We start from the raw sequence: 15,907 nt of genomic DNA on the forward strand, positions 1-15,907 counted from the left end.
TCATCAGGCCTTCAAAAATTCAAGAGCGTGAACAGGTTCTACGACGTGCGCTTGTTCAGCAAAGCTGTGGCGGCGCGGGAGCTTGATTTTCGCCCCAAGTGTTCGCTGATGTACTGGCCGGCATCGATCAGCTTTTGCAGGTCTATGCCGGTGTCGATGTCCATGCCGTGCAGCAGGTAGACCACGTCTTCTGTGGCGACGTTGCCGGTCGCGCCCTTGGCAAACGGGCAGCCGCCCAGGCCGGACACCGAGGTGTCGTATTGCCAAACACCCATCTCCAGCGTGGCCAGGGTGTTGGCCAGGGCCTGGCCATAGGTGTCGTGGAAGTGGCCGGAAACCTCGTCCAGCGCGTAATGCTGCAGCGTGGCTTCCATGGCGCGTTGCACCTTGCGCGGTGTGCCCACACCAATGGTGTCGGCCACACCCACGTGTTGCACACCAATGCCCTTCATCAGCCCCGCCAGGTAGGCCACACGTTCGGGCGCGATGTCGCCCTCGTAGGGGCAGCCCACAGAGCAGCTCATGGCGCCGCGCACAAAAATGCCGGCCGCACGCGCGGCCTCGACCACGGGCGCAAAACGCTCAATGCTCTCGGCAATCGAGCAATTGATGTTCTTCTGGCTGAAGGCTTCGCTGGCGGCGGCAAACACCACGATCTCATCGGGCCGGGCGGCCACGGCGGCTTCAAAGCCCTTGAGGTTGGGTGTCAGCACCGAGTAACGCACACCGCTTTGGCGCTGGATGCCGGCCATCACTTCCAGGTTGTCGGCCATTTGCGGCACCCACTTGGGCGAGACGAAGCTGGTGACCTCGATCTCCTTCAGCCCAGCGGCCTGCAGGCGGTGCACCAGCTCGATCTTGACCGTAGCCGGCACCAGTTGTTTTTCGTTCTGCAGACCGTCGCGCGGGCCTACGTCGACCAGTTTGACGCGGGTGGGGAGTGCCATTTCAAATCCTTTGAGTGTCTTGGGCGTGCGCCCAAGAACGTGTTGACGATCTAATAGCCCTTGCCGAGATCCACCACGCCGGCGATCTTTTCGCCGCGCTCCAGCGCCTGGATCTTCTGCACGATCTGGCCAATGCTGAGTTCGCGCTCGGTGCGCGCCGAGGTGTGCGGGGTGACGGTGATCTTCGGGTGTTGCCAATACGGATGCTCGGGCGGCAGCGGCTCGGTGTGGAACACGTCCAGCGTGGCGCCCGCCAGATGGCCGCTGTCGACCAGGGCGATCAGGTCTTCATCGACCACATGCGCGCCGCGTGCCACGTTGATGACGTAGCCGCCGGGCTTCAAACGGCCCAGGCTGTCGCGGTTGAGCACACCCACGGTGTCGGGCGTCAGCGGCACCAGGCACACCAGGATACGCGTGGCCGCCAAAAAATCATGGAACTGGTCTTGGCCGTGGAAGCAACGCACACCGTCGATGCTCTTTGGGCTGCGACTCCAGCCGTTGACCGGAAACTCAAACGCGGCCACGGCCTTGGCCACACGTTCACCCAGCACACCCAGGCCCATGATGCCCACCGAGAAATCCGAACGCAGACGCGGTGGGTGGTAGCTCCAGCGCTGGCGCGCTTCGTCCACTTCACACACATCCAACTCGCGGTAGTGGCGGATAACGGCGTGGCACACGTATTCGGCCATTTGCACCGACATGCCCGCGTCGTCCAGCCTGACGATGGGCAGGTCGGCTGGCAAACGCAAACGCATGAGCGCATCCACACCGGCGCCGATGTTGAACATGGCTTTCAGCTTGGGCTGTTCGTCCAGCAAGGTTTGCGGCGGCGCCCATACCACGGCGTAGTCCGCCTGTGGTGCGCCAGGGGCCCATTCCTCGATCTGGGCGTCTGGCAAGGCCATGCGCAGGCTTCGCAGCCAGGGTTCGGCCTTGGTTCCGGTACAACTGAAGACGATGCGCATGCACTACTTTCTGGTGTTCTGAAAATTCAAGTCTAAACCACCGCTAAAGCCCTGCGGCGCTGCGGGGCACGCTATGTATTTTGAATTTTCAGCAACTCCGCGCCTTCTGGCACCTGGTCACCTGGGGCGAACAGCAACTCCGCCACCACACCATCGGCGGGGGCGGCAATGGTGTGCTCCATCTTCATCGCCTCCATCACCGCCAGCGGCTGGCCTTTTTTGACCGTGTCGCCCGCCTGCACCGCAAACGACACCATCTTGCCCGGCATGGGGGCGGTGAGGCGGCCGCCTTCACCGTGTGTTTCACCGGCGTGGGCCAGCAGATCGATCAGCTCGATCTGCGTGGCACCGTGCGGCGCGAAGACGTGGAGTGTGTCGCCCAGGCGGTCGACCTGCAGCGTGTGGTGGCCATCCAAGTAGTCGAGCACCACGCCGCCTTGTGGGTTCTTCTTGAATTGCAGCGGGCCGGCAAACTCGTCCACACGCAAATGGTAGGCGCCATCGTGCAGATAACCCAGCTCGGCGGCCACGGCCCGGCCATGGAATTCGAATGCGAAGCGGCGTGTGTTGAAACCGGCGTTGCGCCAGCCGTCGCGTTGGCTCCAGGGGTCACGCCAGCCAGCGGCTTGGCTGGCGGCAGCGGCCTCTTCGTTCAGCAGTGTGTGTGCCACAGCCGCCGCAGCGGCCAGGCTCAAGCCCACACGCTCCTGGTGGAACAACACCGCCTCTTCACGCGGGATAAGCGCGGTGTCGAGGTTGGCCTTGGCAAACGATTCGCTGCGCAACACGTGGCGCAGGAACTGCACATTGGTCGCCAGGCCCACGATATGGGTTTGCGCCAAAGCGGCGTCCAGCCGCGCCAGCGCCTCTTCACGGGTGTTGCCGTGGACGATGAGCTTGGCCACCATGGAGTCGTAAAACGGGCTGATGGCGTCACCCTCGCGCACACCGTCGTCGACACGCACCGGGGCGCGCTCGAAGCTGGCGCAGGCAGGCTTGCGGTACACCGCCAAGGTGCCGGTGGCGGGCAGGAATTGGTTGTCGGGGTTCTCGGCGCAGATGCGCGCCTCTATGGCGTGGCCGTGTATGCGCAGCTCGTTTTGCGCCAGCGGCAGCTTCTGGCCCGAGGCCACGCGCAGTTGCCACTCCACCAGGTCGAGCCCGGTGATGGCTTCGGTCACCGGGTGTTCCACCTGCAGGCGCGTGTTCATCTCCATGAAGAAGAACTGCATCTCGCCATTGGGCTTTTGTTCAACGATGAATTCGACCGTACCGGCGCCCACGTAGTGGACCGCGCGTGCGGCGGCCACGGCAGCTTCGCCCATTTGTTGGCGCATGGCCGGGGTCATGCCGGGCGCGGGCGCTTCTTCCAGCACCTTTTGGTGGCGCCGCTGCACCGAGCAATCACGCTCGAACAGATAGACAACGTTGCCGTGGGTGTCGCCAAACACCTGGATCTCGATGTGGCGCGGGCGTTGTACGTACTTCTCGACCAACACCGCGTCGTCGCCAAAGCTGTTGATGGCTTCGCGTTTGCACGAGGCCAGCGCCGCCGCAAAGTCTTCTGCCTTGTCGACCGCACGCATGCCTTTGCCGCCACCACCGGCACTGGCCTTGATGAGCACGGGGTAACCCATGCGGTCGGCCTCGCGCTGCAGCAGCGCCGGGTCCTGGTCGGCACCGTGGTAACCGGGCACCAGGGGCACACCGGCCTTTTCCATCAGTTGTTTGGACTCGGCCTTCAGGCCCATCGCCAAGATGGCGGACGCTGGTGGGCCAATGAACACCAGGCCCGCCGCCGCGCAGGCATTGGCAAAGTCTTCGTTCTCGGACAGGAAGCCGTAGCCCGGGTGTATGGCTTCGGCGCCCGTGGCGCGCGCGGCTTCGATGATGCGCTCCCAACGCAGATAGCTGTCTTTCGGGGCGCTACCACCGATGGCCACGGCTTCATCACAAGCCGCCACGTGTTTGGCGTTGGCATCAGCGTCAGAGAACACCGCCACGGTTTTCACACCCATACGTCGCGCGGTCGCTGCCACTCGGCAGGCGATCTCACCGCGGTTTGCGATCAGGATTTTTTTAAACATCTAAGCTACCTTCACAGAGCCATGAAAAAAGGACGACACACCGCGCAGCACCATGCGCAAGAACTTGATCAACACCATCAGCAGCAGCAGCGACAACACCAACACGATGACCAGCGCCACGCCAAACGCCAACGGGTGTTGCGTGGCGAGCCACACCACAGCCACCACCAAGCCGTCTTCAAAGAACGACAGCAACCAGTTGGAGAACGGCTCGGGCGAGGTGTTGGCCGCCGCGCGTGTGGTCATCTTGGTGGCCAGCGCGGTGGCCGAGAGTGAGCCGCCCAACAGGCCCGCAGCCACAGCCATGGCCGCGTTATCGGCACCAAACACACCGGCGGCCAACAAGGCGCCGGCAGGAATACGGATGACGGTGTGAATCGTGTCCCAGACACTGTCAAGCCATGGAATCTTGTCGGCAAAAAACTCCACAAACAGCATCACACCGCTGACGGTCAGCACCACAGGGCTTTGCAAAATGTGCAGACCGGGTGGCAAGGGCAGCCCACCAGCAGCGCCCATCAAGCCCACCAGAAACACCACCGCATACAGCCTGAAACCACTCGCCCAACCCAAAGCAGCGGCCAGCGCCAGCAGGCCTGGCATGTCCAGGCCGGAGGTGGCCTGCGCCACACCGCTGCCGACCGCATCGGCCAAGGCACCCGCGCCCTGCGTCACTTGGCGTGCGCTGTCGCCATCGAGGTGCAGGCCTAGGCCGTGCAGCCATTCAATGATGTGGGTCCAGAGTTGTTCCATGGGCATCGAGGTTGGGGGCGCGTTGGCAGCTGTGGGTTCAGGGGTTTAGCCAGTCCGGCTTGCGCTTTTGCAGGAATGCCTGCACACCCTCACGGCCCTCGGCACTGGCGCGGATGTCGGCAATGCCCTCTACCGTCTGTGCAATCAGCGCTGCATCAATCTCTCTACCCGTCACATCACGCAGCAATTGTTTACACGCCGCCTCGGCTGCCGGGCTGGCGTTGCACACCGCCTTGGCGAGTTCGGCCACCTTGGCATCCAGCGCATCAGCCGCCACCACTTCGTGCACCAGGCCCAGGCGCAGGGCCACGGCGGCGTCGAAGCGCTCGGCCGTCAAGAAGTAACGCTGCGCCGCACGTGCCCCCATAGCGCGCACCACGTAGGGGCTGATCGTCGCGGGGATCAAGCCAATGCGCACCTCGCTCAAGCAAAAGCCTGCGCTGTCCACCGCCACCGCCATGTCGCACGCGGCCACCAGGCCCAGGCCACCGGCGTAGACATCGCCCTGCACCCGCGCGATGGTGGGCTTGGGGCACTCGGCGATGACGCGCAGCATCTCGGCCAGCGCACCCGCATCCGCCAGGTTTTGCGCGCGGCTGTAGTCGGCCATGCGGCGCATCCAGTTCAGGTCGGCGCCGGCGCAAAAGGCCGTGCCAACGGCTGCGAGCACGATGCAGCGCACGTCTTCGCGTTGGCCTAGTGTGGTGAAGACTTGTGTGAGCTCGGCAATCACCTCGTCGTTGAAGGCGTTGCGGATGTCTGGGCGGTTCAGCGTGACGGTGGCCACGGTGCCGCTGTGGGTGAGGGTGAGGGCTGAAGTCATTTGTTGTGCTGTATTGCTAGGGTGGGGACTGGTTTGAAGCCGAGTTGGTCCAGAAACGCGCCAACCTTGGGTTGCCAAACCTCGGGAAATCGGCTGAACAACTGATGGCCATCCTCTCCATGGGGCGGGAACTGCACGAAATCGGCCTTGGCTCCCGCACCTAAATAGGCATCAAACCATTCCTTGGGCAAGCTCGCGCCAAAGAACTGATCGTTCTCGGTGTAGATCCACAACATCGGCACCCGGGCGGTTTCGCCGAAGTTGCGAAACATGGATCCCAGCTGCTGTGCAGCACAGGGCTGCCCCGGCCTGGTCTTGGGGTTGCCACCACCACCGCCGGCAAAGTTGATGCTGGCCACCACGCTCCGAGGATTCTTCGCAGCAATCGCCACAGCCGATGTGCCGCCAAAGGATTGCCCCACCACCACGGCATGTTCCGGGTCCACATCCGGCCGCTGCTGCACGCTGGCCAGCACGGTCAGGATCTGATCCGCCGCTGCGGCAAACCCCGGTGGGTAATTTTTTCGGCCACAAGGTCCGGAGTCTTCTACATCTTCGCCGCCACTCACGCCATAACCCACACGTGTGGGCACGGCGACGATAAAGCCGCGCCGCACAAAATACTGGGCAGCGCTGACGAAACGTGCACGTCCCAGCTTGGCACGCCCTTCAGCCTCGACCGCACGGCCATGGTTCAAGACCAGAACAGGCATGGGTCTGGGCTGCGCGTCGTCTGAAAAAACCGTCACCTTGATGTTCTGTGCGACCTCTTTTCCGTACATGTTCTGCACCCGCACAGGCACGTCAAGCTGCTCTTCCCGCAAGGCGGCATGGGCCTGGCCCATCCCCCACAACATCAGGGAACCCAGCATCAGATGCACTACGTGGATCTTCATGTACGCGGCTTCAGCTTGATCCAGCCGTCACATCCGGAACAAACCAAACTTCGCTTCGGGAATAGGCGCGTTCAATGACGCGCTCAAGCCCAGCGCCAGCACACGGCGTGTATCGGCTGGGTCTATTACACCGTCGTCCCACAGGCGGGCGGTGGCGTAATACGGGTGGCCTTGTTCTTCGTATTGCTGGCGGATCGGGGCTTTGAAAGCCTCTTCTTCCGCAGCGCTCCAGCTGCCGCCTTTGCCCTCAATGCCGTCACGCTTCACCGTGGCCAGCACACCGGCCGCCTGCTCACCGCCCATGACGGAGATGCGTGCGTTCGGCCACATCCACAAGAAACGCGGCGAGTAGGCGCGGCCACACATGCCGTAGTTGCCGGCGCCAAAGCTGCCGCCGATGATGACGGTGAACTTGGGCACGTTGGCGGTGGCCACGGCGGTCACCATCTTGGCGCCGTTGCGCGCAATGCCTTCGTTTTCATATTTGCGGCCCACCATGAAGCCGGTGATGTTCTGCAAAAACACCAAGGGAATCTTGCGCTGGCAGCAGAGCTCGATGAAGTGTGTGGCCTTCAAGGCCGACTCGGAAAACAGAATGCCGTTGTTGGCGATGATGCCCACCGGCATGCCTTCAATACGCGCAAAGCCGGTGACCAGCGTGGTGCCGTAGCGCGCCTTGAATTCGTCGAACACACTGCCGTCCACAATGCGCGCGATGATCTCGCGCACGTCAAAGGGTTTGCGCGTGTCGGTGGGGATCACGCCATACAGTTCTTGGGCATCGAACTTCGGCGCCACGGCGGTTGTCAGCGCCTGCTCGTGCACCTTGGTTTTGTTCAGGTTGGCCACCGAGGCGCGGGCCAGCGCCAATGCATGCATGTCGTCCTGCGCGAGTTGGTCGGCCACGCCGGACAGGCGTGTGTGCACGTCGCCGCCGCCCAGGTCTTCGGCGCTGACCACTTCGCCCGTGGCAGCCTTCACCAGCGGCGGGCCGCCCAAAAAGATCGTGCCCTGGTTCTTGACGATGATGGACTCGTCGCTCATCGCCGGCACGTAGGCGCCGCCTGCCGTGCAACTGCCCATGACCACGGCGATCTGCGCAATGCCCAGCGCACTCATGTTCGCCTGGTTGAAGAAGATGCGGCCGAAGTGGTCACGGTCGGGAAACACGTCGTCCTGGTTGGGCAGGTTGGCGCCGCCCGAGTCGACCAGGTAGATACACGGCAGGCGGTTTTGCTGCGCCACTTCCTGCGCACGCAAATGCTTTTTCACCGTGAGCGGGTAATAGGTGCCGCCTTTCACCGTGGCATCGTTGCAGACGATCACACAGTCCATGCCAGCCACGCGGCCTATGCCGGTGATGACACCTGCGCAGGGCGCGCTGTCGCTGCCGTCACGGTCGGGATACATGCCAAGTGCGGCCAGGGGCGAGAGTTCGAGGAAAGGTGTGCCCGGGTCGAGCAGCATTTGCACACGTTCACGCGGCAACAGTTTGCCGCGTGCCGTGTGTTTGGCGCGCGCCGCATCACCGCCGCCTAACGCAGCCTGCGCGGTCTTGGCGCGCAAGTCTTCCACCAGAGACGCCATGGCGGCGGCGTTGGCCTGGAACTCGGCCGAGCGCGGGTTGAGTTTTGTCTCCAGTGCAGGCATGCGACTTCCTTTTCTCTTTATGACGCCCGGTGGCGCGAATGCGGATTTGACGACGGTTTCAGCGTGGTGTATCCACAGGCCATCGGTGTTGTGGAGTTGACGTTTACGTAAACGTCAATTCTAGGGGCTAATTTACAAAGTGTTTGTGTATCTTTAGCGTGGCCAACATCCCTGCCGACCAGCCGGCGCGCTATAAAACAAGCCCCAGCTTTTGCCACTGCCCGTGTTTTAAATCCATGTCCACCGTTGAACTGGTCTCGTTGCTGTTGATGCTCGGTGCCCTGTCGGGCCTGGTTGCGCAATGGCTGCCCGCCGCACCTTTGCCGCTGCTGCAGATTGCGTTGGGCGCGATCGTGACCTTGCCGCACCATGGGCTGCACGTCAAGCTGGACCCGGAGGTGTTTCTGCTGCTGTTCATTCCGCCGCTGCTGTTTGCCGACGGCTGGCGCATTCCCAAGCGCGAGTTGTACCGGCTGCGCCGTCCCATACTCACGCTGTCGTTCGGACTGGTGCTGGTCACCGTGTTGGGGGTGGGCTACTTTGTGCATTGGCTGATACCAGGCATGCCGCTTTCGGTCGCCTTTGCCTTGGGCGCAGTGTTGTCGCCTACCGACGCCGTGGCAGTTTCGGCCATCACCCGGCGTCTGCACCTGCCGGCCGAGCTGCAGCACATTCTGGAGGGTGAGTCGTTGTTCAACGATGCCTCGGGCCTGGTGGCCTTGAAGTTTGCCGTCGTGGCCACGCTCACCGGCGTGTTCTCGCTGCGCGCGGCTGGCATGGACCTGGTGTGGATGGCGCTCGGCGGCGTGGCGGTGGGGGCCGCCCTGGCCTGGCTGTTTGTGCGGCTGCGCCAGGTGGTCACGCGCCGGCTGCCCGAAGACGCCATTCTGCACATCGTGGTGTTGTTGCTGCTGCTGCCATTTGCCACCTACACGCTGGCCGAGCGCCTGGGTGTCTCGGGCATCCTGGCGGCCGTGGCCTGCGGCATCACCATCAATTTTGCCGACCTTGAGCGCAGCGAACATGTGGCCGAACGCATGCAGCAGCAAAGCGCGTGGAACATCATTGAGTCGACTTTCAACGGCATGATCTTCCTGCTTCTGGGCTTGCAGTTGCCCGCCATCATCGGTGATGGCCTGCAAGACCATCCAGGCGGTGCCTGGTCTTTGTTGGGCAAGGTGGTGGCCGTGACCCTGGTGCTGCTGGGCTTGCGCTGGTTGTGGATGAGTGTGGCGGTGCGGCGTTCCATGCACACGGCGCGGCGGCGTGGGCGCCAGGTCAGCCAACCCACGCCGCGCCTGGTGGCTGTGGCCACTCTGGCGGGCATTCGCGGTGCCATCACACTGGCGGGTGCTTTGTCTATCCCGCATGTGCTGGCCAATGGCAGCCCGTTTCCCGGCCGCGAGTTGTTGGTCTTCATGGCCAGCGGCAGCATTGTGCTGACCTTGCTGGTGGCCGTGGTGGGCCTGCCCTTGTTGCTGCGCCACCAGCCCGACGAGGCCGACGCGCCACGCCAGCGCGAGATGCGTGAGGCGCGGGTGCTGGCGGCACAAGCCGCGGTCGAAACCATGGAATCCATGGATGCCAGCGAGACCACATGGCCCCGGGCCAGCCTGCACGACGATGTGGAGTACGCCGAGGTCGCCACGCGTATCGCTTTGGAATACCACCGCCGCATCGAAGCCCACACACCCGAGGCCACCAGCGCCGCTGAAATGCAGCGCGAGCACCGGCTGGAGATGGCTTTGCGCCTGCGTTGCCTGCAAGCCGAGCGCGCCGAGTTGTACCGTCTGCGCCGTGTGCACCGCATCAACGACCACAGTTTGCGTGAACTGGTGCAAGAGGTGGACCTGGCCGAGGTGTCGGTACGCAAACACCTGCAAGGCACACATTCGCAAAACGGCGGGCTGTGACATGCGGGAGCCGCGTCAAGCCGTTTGGGCGGCGCTCAAGCCCAGCTCGTCCTGCATCTGCTCGCGGATGCGGAACTTCTGGATCTTGCCGGTGATGGTCATAGGGAAGGCGCTCACAAAACGCACGTAACGCGGCACCTTGTAGTGGGCGATCTGTCCCTTGCAGAAGTCGCGCACCTGGTCTTCTGAAAGTGTTTGGCCGGGCCGCACAATGATCCAGGCGCACAACTCTTCGCCGTATTTGGCATCCGGCACACCGACCACCTGCACGTCCTGGATCTGCGGGTGGCGGTACAAAAACTCTTCGATCTCGCGCGGGTAGACGTTTTCACCGCCACGGATGACCAGGTCCTTGATGCGGCCGACGATGTTGACGTAGCCCTCCGCATCCATGGTCGCCAGGTCGCCGGTGTGCATCCAGCCTTCGGCATCAATCGCCTCGGCGGTTTTGGCCGGGTCGCCCCAGTAGCCGTGCATCACCGAATAACCACGCGTGCACAACTCGCCCGACACGCCCGGCGCGGTGATCTCGCCGGTGGCCGGATCGATGATCTGCACCTCCAGATGCGGCTGCACCGTGCCCACGGTGGAGACGCGGCGCGCCAGCGGCGTGGTGGTCGAGCTCTGGCAACTGACCGGGCTGGTTTCCGTCATGCCGTAGGCGATGGTGATCTCGGACAAATGCATGTCGCTCACCACGCGTTTCATGACCTCGGTGGGGCATGGCGATCCGGCCATGATGCCGGTGCGCAGCGTCGACAGATCAAACTCCTTGAAGCGCGGGTGGTCCAGTTCGGCAATGAACATGGTGGGCACGCCGTGCAGGCCGGTGCACTTTTCGTCCTGCACGGTCTGCAGCACGGTCAGCGGGTCAAAGCCATCGTTAGGGTAGACGATGGTCGCGCCATGCGTCAGGCAGGCCAGGTTGCCCAGCACCATGCCGAAGCAGTGGTACAGCGGCACCGGAATACACAGCCGGTCGGCCGGTGTGAGCTTCATGCATTCGCCTATGAAGAAGCCGTTGTTCAGTATGTTGCGGTGTGTTAGCGTGGCGCCCTTGGGAAAGCCGGTGGTGCCGCTGGTGAACTGCACGTTGATCGGGTCGGTGGCCCGGCATTGGCGCTGTGCTGTCGCAACCGCTGGGTCGCCCACGCGGCCCTGGGACATCAGGGCCGAGAAACGTTGCATGCCGGGCTGGTGTTGCATGTCGGCCGGACTGTCTATCCACACCACCTGGCGCAGCGCGGGCAGGCGCTTTGATTGCAGGGCGCCGGGGTTTGCTCCAGCCAACTCGGGGGCCAACTCGCGCAACATGCCCAGGTAGTCGCTGGTCTTGAAACGCGCCATCGTCACCAGCGTTTTGCAGCCGACCTTGTTCAGCGCGTATTCCAGCTCGGACGTGCGGTAGGCCGGGTTGATGTTGACCAGCACCAGCCCGACCTTGGCCGTGGCCAATTGCAGCAACACCCATTCGGCGTTGTTGTGCGACCAGATGCCCACGCGGTCGCCATGCGCCAAACCACTGGCGAGCAGGGCGCTGGCCAGCTGGTCGGCTGCGTTGCGTAATTGGGCATAGGTGTAACGCAGGCCCTGGTGCACACACACCAAGGCCTCGCGGGCTGGATGAAGTGCTGCCATGGCGTCGAAAAAGTCGCCTATGGTTTGTTCCATCAGGGGCACATCGGTGGTGCCGCGGTCGTAGCTGCGGCTCAGGACTTGCGGGGTCATGAAGCTGTCTCCTCTCACACCTCTGATTGAGTGTGCTGTTTAACCTAACCTTAAACCACACGGCAGCGCATTTCACGCCAAAATGGTTGCAAATCATGCCATCCAACAAAACCACTACTCCCCGTCCATCGCGCACTGCCGCCACGCCAATGGCATTCGTTCATGGCGTATTACAAGCGTATGTGGCCTATGGAAAAAGCCCGCAGCGGGTGCTGGAGGCGGCACAAATTACGCCAAAGATGCTTGCCAACCCTGCCAGCCGGGTCACCGCTGCACAATTTGAACTGCTATCGGCCAGCGCCATGCAGGAGTTGGACGACGAAGCGCTGGCCTGGTTCAGCCGGCCCCTGCCGTGGGGCAGCTACGGCCTGCTGTGCCGCGCCAGCCTGAGCGCGCCCAACCTGGGTGTGGCCTTGCAGCGCTGGTGTCGGCATTTACATCTGCTGGTCGACGACGTGATGCTGCAGTTGCACCTTGCCGACGGTGTGGCCCATCTGCAGATCCACCACACCTCAGCCAAGCCGCTGCCCGAGTTCTGCCTGGTGACCCTGCTGCGCAGCGTGCACGGTTTTGCGTGCTGGGCGGTCGATACACGTATCTTGCTGCAGGAGGCGAGTTTCCCCTTCACGGCGCCGGCGCATGCCGAGGTCTACCCGCTGCTGTTTCCCGGCGCACACATCCATTTCAATACCTCTGCGGCGGGCTTCAGCTTCGCCAGCGACCACCTGGCGTTGCCGCTGGTGCGCGACGAAGCCGCCACGCGGGCGATGCTGCGCCGAGCGGTGTCGCTCACCGTGCGCCCTTACCGCCGCACCCGGCAACTGGCGGCCCAGGTGCGCACGCTGCTAAGGCAAGACAGCACAAGCGCCGCCGAAGCCTTGGCGCACCAGCTCAATATCTCGGTGCGCACGCTGCACCGCCAGTTGTTGGCCGAGGGCACGACGCTTTTGGCGCTGAAGAACGAAGCCCGGTTGGCACACGCCACCGTGCTGCTGCGCCAAAGCGCCATGCCGCTGAAGAAAGTGGCGCTGGCGGTGGGTTTTCAGAACGAAAAGAGTTTTGCGCGGGCTTTCCACGCCTGGACCGGCCAGCCGCCAGGCGCATTTCGCAAGTCCGTCGAAGCCGCTTAATGGGCCTGGGCGGCGAGCAACTCCGGCAGTTCCCGCATGTCGGTGAACACCTGCGCCACCCCCAGCTCGCGCATGGCCTGCACGCCGCTGTGGCCCACGCTGCTGGGGCAATAACCAAACACCGTGGCACCTGCGGCCAGGCCGGCGGCGGCGCCGGTCACGGTGTCTTCCACCACGGCGCAGCGTTTGGCGTCCACACCCAACGCGGCGGCGGCCGCCAGGTAGACATCGGGTGCGGGTTTGGAGCGCGGCATTTCGTGGCCACTGAAGATGCGGCCGCTGAAGTAGGGCATCAGGCCAACCTTCTCCAGCTGCAGTTCCACCTTGAAGCGGTCAGCCCCGGAGGCGCAGGCGATGCGCCCATCAAACGCCTGGTGGATTTGCGCGATGGCCGGCACCACGTAAGGCACGGCCAGCAGGCGTTCTTCCAGCCCCTGGTTGCGGCGCGCACGGAACTCGGCCATCCATTCGGGTGTGACGGGTTTGCCGGTGTTGGCGGCAATGGTGTGGGCTTCGTCCATCACCGCCTTGCCCACAAAAACCGCCATACATTCCTCGACCGACAACACCCAGCCCTGTTCTTCGAGCATGTCGCGCAGCACACCGTTGGTGATGGGTTCCGAATCGACCAGCACACCATCACAATCAAACAAAACACCGGCAAATTTCATATCACAGTTTCCTTTGGCTTGGATGGTACCAACCCCTGGTTTGCCGGGTGCTACACGTGCTTTTACGGAGTGTGGCGTGTCCTAGGCGCGCTATGCTTGCACCATGGCCCACCTCCTGATTGCCGAAGACGACGAACTGCTGCGCGACGCCCTGGCCGCGCAATTGGTGCACGCTGGCTACACCGTTTCCACCGCCGTCAACGGCGCCCTGGCGCAAGGCCTGCTGGAGACCACGCGTTTTGACGCGGTCATCCTTGATCTGGGCTTGCCGCTGATCGACGGCATCACCTTGCTGTGCTGGATTCGCCGCCGCCTCGCCGCGTTGCCGGTGCTGATCCTGACGGCGCGTGATGGTGTGCAGGACCGTGTGGAAGGCCTGAACGCCGGCGCCGACGACTACCTCACAAAACCCTTCGACATGGCCGAACTGCAGGCCCGCCTGCAAGCCATGCTGCGCCGTGCGCGGCTGCCAGCGTTTGGCGGTTCGTTGGAAATCACCGAGCAGGGCGCGCGCAGCCTGCGCGTCGACGCCACCCTGCCGCGCGCCTGGCTGGGCGACGAAGCACTGGAGCTGACGCCGCGCGAATGGGTGCTGCTGGGCTTGCTGGTGGCCAACTCCGGCCAGGTGGTGAGCCGCGAAGATGTGCTGGCCGCCTGGCAATCCGCCCCGGCCGACACGCCCAGCAGCGGGGCTGCCTTGGCCTCGAACGCGCTGGAGGTGTATGTGCACCGCTTGCGGCGCAAGCTTGGTGACTCGAATCTGAACATACGCAACGTACGCGGCCTGGGCTATCTGCTGGAACAAGGCCCGTCATGAGTGGCCGAGCTGCGGAGGCTGAGCCTGCGTCTTCGCTCGCCGCGCCGCAAAACTTCTCCATACAGGCGCCGGTCTACGGTGCATCCGTGCCGCCGACCAGCGCGCCGGGCCGTTCGCTCAAGCGGGTGCTGCTGTTGTGGCTGTTGCTGCCGCAGGTGTTGTTGTGGCTGGTGGGCGGCGTGCTGGCCTACCGCATCGCGCTGAGCTACGCCGAAAGCACCATAGACCGCTCGCTCACCGAATCGCTGCAAGCCCTGGCGCGGCAGGTCAAGCCGCTGGGCTCGGGGCTGCTGGTGGACTTTCCGCGCGCGGCGCAAGATGTGCTGGAGCAGGACCCCAAGGACAAACTGAGCTACATGGTGTCGTCGCCCCCGGGGCAGTTTGTGCTGGGCAACCAAAACCTGCCGCCGCCGCCGCTGCAGTTCACGCCGGTCCCGGGCGAGCCTTTGCTCTACAACTCCGAGCTGGACGGCAAACCCGTGCGTGTGGCCTTGCTCGAGGTGAATTACGGCGAGGCCAACGCCCCGCAACGCCTGCGTGTGCAAATCGCCAAAGGCATGACGGTGCAGCACCGCATCGCGCGCGAACTGGTGGCGGACATGCTGCTGCCCTTGTTGTTGCTGGGCATTGTGCTGGGCGCACTGATCACCGCCGGCATCACGCGCGGGCTGCGGCCGCTGCAGCGGCTGGAGGATTCCGTGGGCGCGCGCACCGGGCGCAACCTCAGCGAACTGCCGCCGATTGCCTTGACACAAGCGCCGCTGGAAGTGCATTCCCTGGCCACGGCCGTGAACGAGTTGCTGGATGCCGTGCAACGCAGCGTGCAACAGGAAAGACGCTTTCTGAACGACGCCGCCCACCAACTGCGCACGCCGCTGGCCGGTCTCATCAGCCAAACCGAGCTGGCGCTGCGCGAAACCGATGCGCAAGCCCAGCAGGAGCGGCTGCGCAAGGTGCACGCCGGTGCCTTGCGCAGCGCACATCTGGTGCACCAATTGCTGTCGCTGGCGCGCACCGAGGCCGATATCCAGCCGACGCCGTTTGACGCTGCCGCCCTGGCCCGCGAAGTGGCCCGCGACTGGACCCCACGCGCACTGCAGCACAGCGTCGACCTGGGCTACGAGGGGCTGGAGCATCTGAGCTTGCTGGGCGAGAAGCTGCTGCTGCGCGAGGCGCTGAGCAATCTGATCGACAACGCTTTGCAATACGCCGGCGCCCATAGCACCGTGACCTTGCGTGTGAGCGTGGATCCGGCCCGGCCACAACAGGCGTGTATAGAAGTGGAAGACAACGGACCAGGCCTGGCACAGGCTGATCTGGCGCGGGTGTTCGAGCGGTTTTGGCGCGCCAGCGAAGCGCCGGGCGGCTGCGGCCTGGGCCTGGCGATTGTGCAAAGCATTGCCCAGCGCCATGGCGGCCGTGCCGAGGTGCATTTGGTCCAGCCCCAGGGCTTGCGTGTGCGTTTGCTGTTGCCGTTGGCGGCCTAACGCTGCCGCTAGAGCGCTGTGTTCTGGATAGCTG

At 63.8% G+C, this 15,907-nt stretch carries 13 protein-coding genes; 4 read left to right on the plus strand and 9 right to left on the minus strand.

All coding sequences use genetic code 11. The features are described 5' to 3' along the window. Positions 1–38: 38 nt before the first annotated feature. The 7 genes from ACFQ95_RS15570 to ACFQ95_RS15600 all read right to left on the minus strand — a co-directional run bounded on the left by ACFQ95_RS15570 (position 39) and on the right by ACFQ95_RS15600 (position 8,127). Complete coding sequence (locus ACFQ95_RS15570; protein ID WP_422832422.1) at positions 39–947, minus strand: hydroxymethylglutaryl-CoA lyase; 909 nt, start codon at positions 945–947, stop codon at positions 39–41. Positions 948–997: 50 nt separating this feature from the next. Beyond that, positions 998–1,918 (minus strand): 2-hydroxyacid dehydrogenase, encoded by a 921-nt coding sequence (locus tag ACFQ95_RS15575; protein WP_422832424.1) that lies wholly within the window; start codon positions 1,916–1,918, stop codon positions 998–1,000. A gap of 71 nt (positions 1,919–1,989) precedes the next feature. Beyond that, positions 1,990–4,005 carry an acetyl/propionyl/methylcrotonyl-CoA carboxylase subunit alpha gene (locus ACFQ95_RS15580; RefSeq protein WP_422832426.1) on the minus strand — a complete coding sequence of 672 codons (2,016 nt, stop codon included), beginning with the start codon at positions 4,003–4,005 and terminating at the stop codon, positions 1,990–1,992. After that, on the minus strand, positions 4,006–4,758 hold the full coding sequence (locus ACFQ95_RS15585; RefSeq protein ID WP_422832428.1) for a DUF4126 domain-containing protein: 753 nt from the start codon (positions 4,756–4,758) through the stop codon (positions 4,006–4,008). A 37-nt stretch (positions 4,759–4,795) separates the two neighbouring features. Continuing rightward, positions 4,796–5,581: an enoyl-CoA hydratase/isomerase family protein gene (locus ACFQ95_RS15590; protein ID WP_422832430.1), complete on the minus strand. Its 786-nt coding sequence runs from the start codon at positions 5,579–5,581 to the stop codon at positions 4,796–4,798. Next, positions 5,578–6,477, minus strand: coding sequence for an alpha/beta hydrolase family protein (locus ACFQ95_RS15595; protein WP_422832432.1), 900 nt, complete (start codon positions 6,475–6,477; stop codon positions 5,578–5,580). The genes ACFQ95_RS15590 and ACFQ95_RS15595 overlap by 4 nt, the downstream gene beginning before the upstream one ends. Positions 6,478–6,504: 27 nt before the next feature. Then, positions 6,505–8,127, minus strand: a complete 1,623-nt coding sequence (locus ACFQ95_RS15600) for a carboxyl transferase domain-containing protein (protein WP_422832434.1) — start codon at positions 8,125–8,127, stop codon at positions 6,505–6,507. 236 nt (positions 8,128–8,363) lie between these two features. Here ACFQ95_RS15600 and ACFQ95_RS15605 point away from each other — a divergent pair, with 236 nt between their 5' ends. Then, positions 8,364–10,040 carry a Na+/H+ antiporter gene (locus ACFQ95_RS15605; RefSeq protein WP_422832435.1) on the plus strand — a complete coding sequence of 559 codons (1,677 nt, stop codon included), beginning with the start codon at positions 8,364–8,366 and terminating at the stop codon, positions 10,038–10,040. 15 nt (positions 10,041–10,055) lie between these two features. Here the strand turns inward: ACFQ95_RS15605 and ACFQ95_RS15610 are convergent, their stop codons facing one another. Next, positions 10,056–11,768, minus strand: a complete 1,713-nt coding sequence (locus tag ACFQ95_RS15610) for an AMP-binding protein (protein ID WP_422832437.1) — start codon at positions 11,766–11,768, stop codon at positions 10,056–10,058. 149 nt (positions 11,769–11,917) lie between these two features. On the opposite strand from ACFQ95_RS15610, the gene ACFQ95_RS15615 reads away from it, so the two are divergent. Then, a complete protein-coding gene (locus ACFQ95_RS15615; RefSeq protein ID WP_422832439.1) occupies positions 11,918–12,898 on the plus strand; it encodes an AraC family transcriptional regulator in 981 nt (326 codons plus the stop codon). Here ACFQ95_RS15615 and ACFQ95_RS15620 read toward each other — a convergent pair. Next, the gene (locus ACFQ95_RS15620) at positions 12,895–13,569 is read right to left on the minus strand and encodes an HAD family hydrolase (RefSeq protein ID WP_422832441.1); all 675 of its coding nucleotides are present in this window, start codon (positions 13,567–13,569) and stop codon (positions 12,895–12,897) included. The genes ACFQ95_RS15615 and ACFQ95_RS15620 overlap by 4 nt on opposite strands. Positions 13,570–13,672: 103 nt before the next feature. On the opposite strand from ACFQ95_RS15620, the gene ACFQ95_RS15625 reads away from it, so the two are divergent. Both ACFQ95_RS15625 and ACFQ95_RS15630 read left to right on the plus strand, forming a co-directional pair. Beyond that, positions 13,673–14,386 carry a response regulator gene (locus ACFQ95_RS15625; protein ID WP_422832443.1) on the plus strand — a complete coding sequence of 238 codons (714 nt, stop codon included), beginning with the start codon at positions 13,673–13,675 and terminating at the stop codon, positions 14,384–14,386. After that, positions 14,383–15,873, plus strand: a complete 1,491-nt coding sequence (locus ACFQ95_RS15630) for a sensor histidine kinase (RefSeq protein ID WP_422832445.1) — start codon at positions 14,383–14,385, stop codon at positions 15,871–15,873. The genes ACFQ95_RS15625 and ACFQ95_RS15630 overlap by 4 nt, the downstream gene beginning before the upstream one ends. Positions 15,874–15,907: the final 34 nt, after the last annotated feature.

The sequence above is a fragment of the Variovorax sp. HJSM1_2 genome (assembly GCF_049316285.1).
GTDB lineage: Bacteria > Pseudomonadota > Gammaproteobacteria > Burkholderiales > Burkholderiaceae_C > Rhodoferax_B.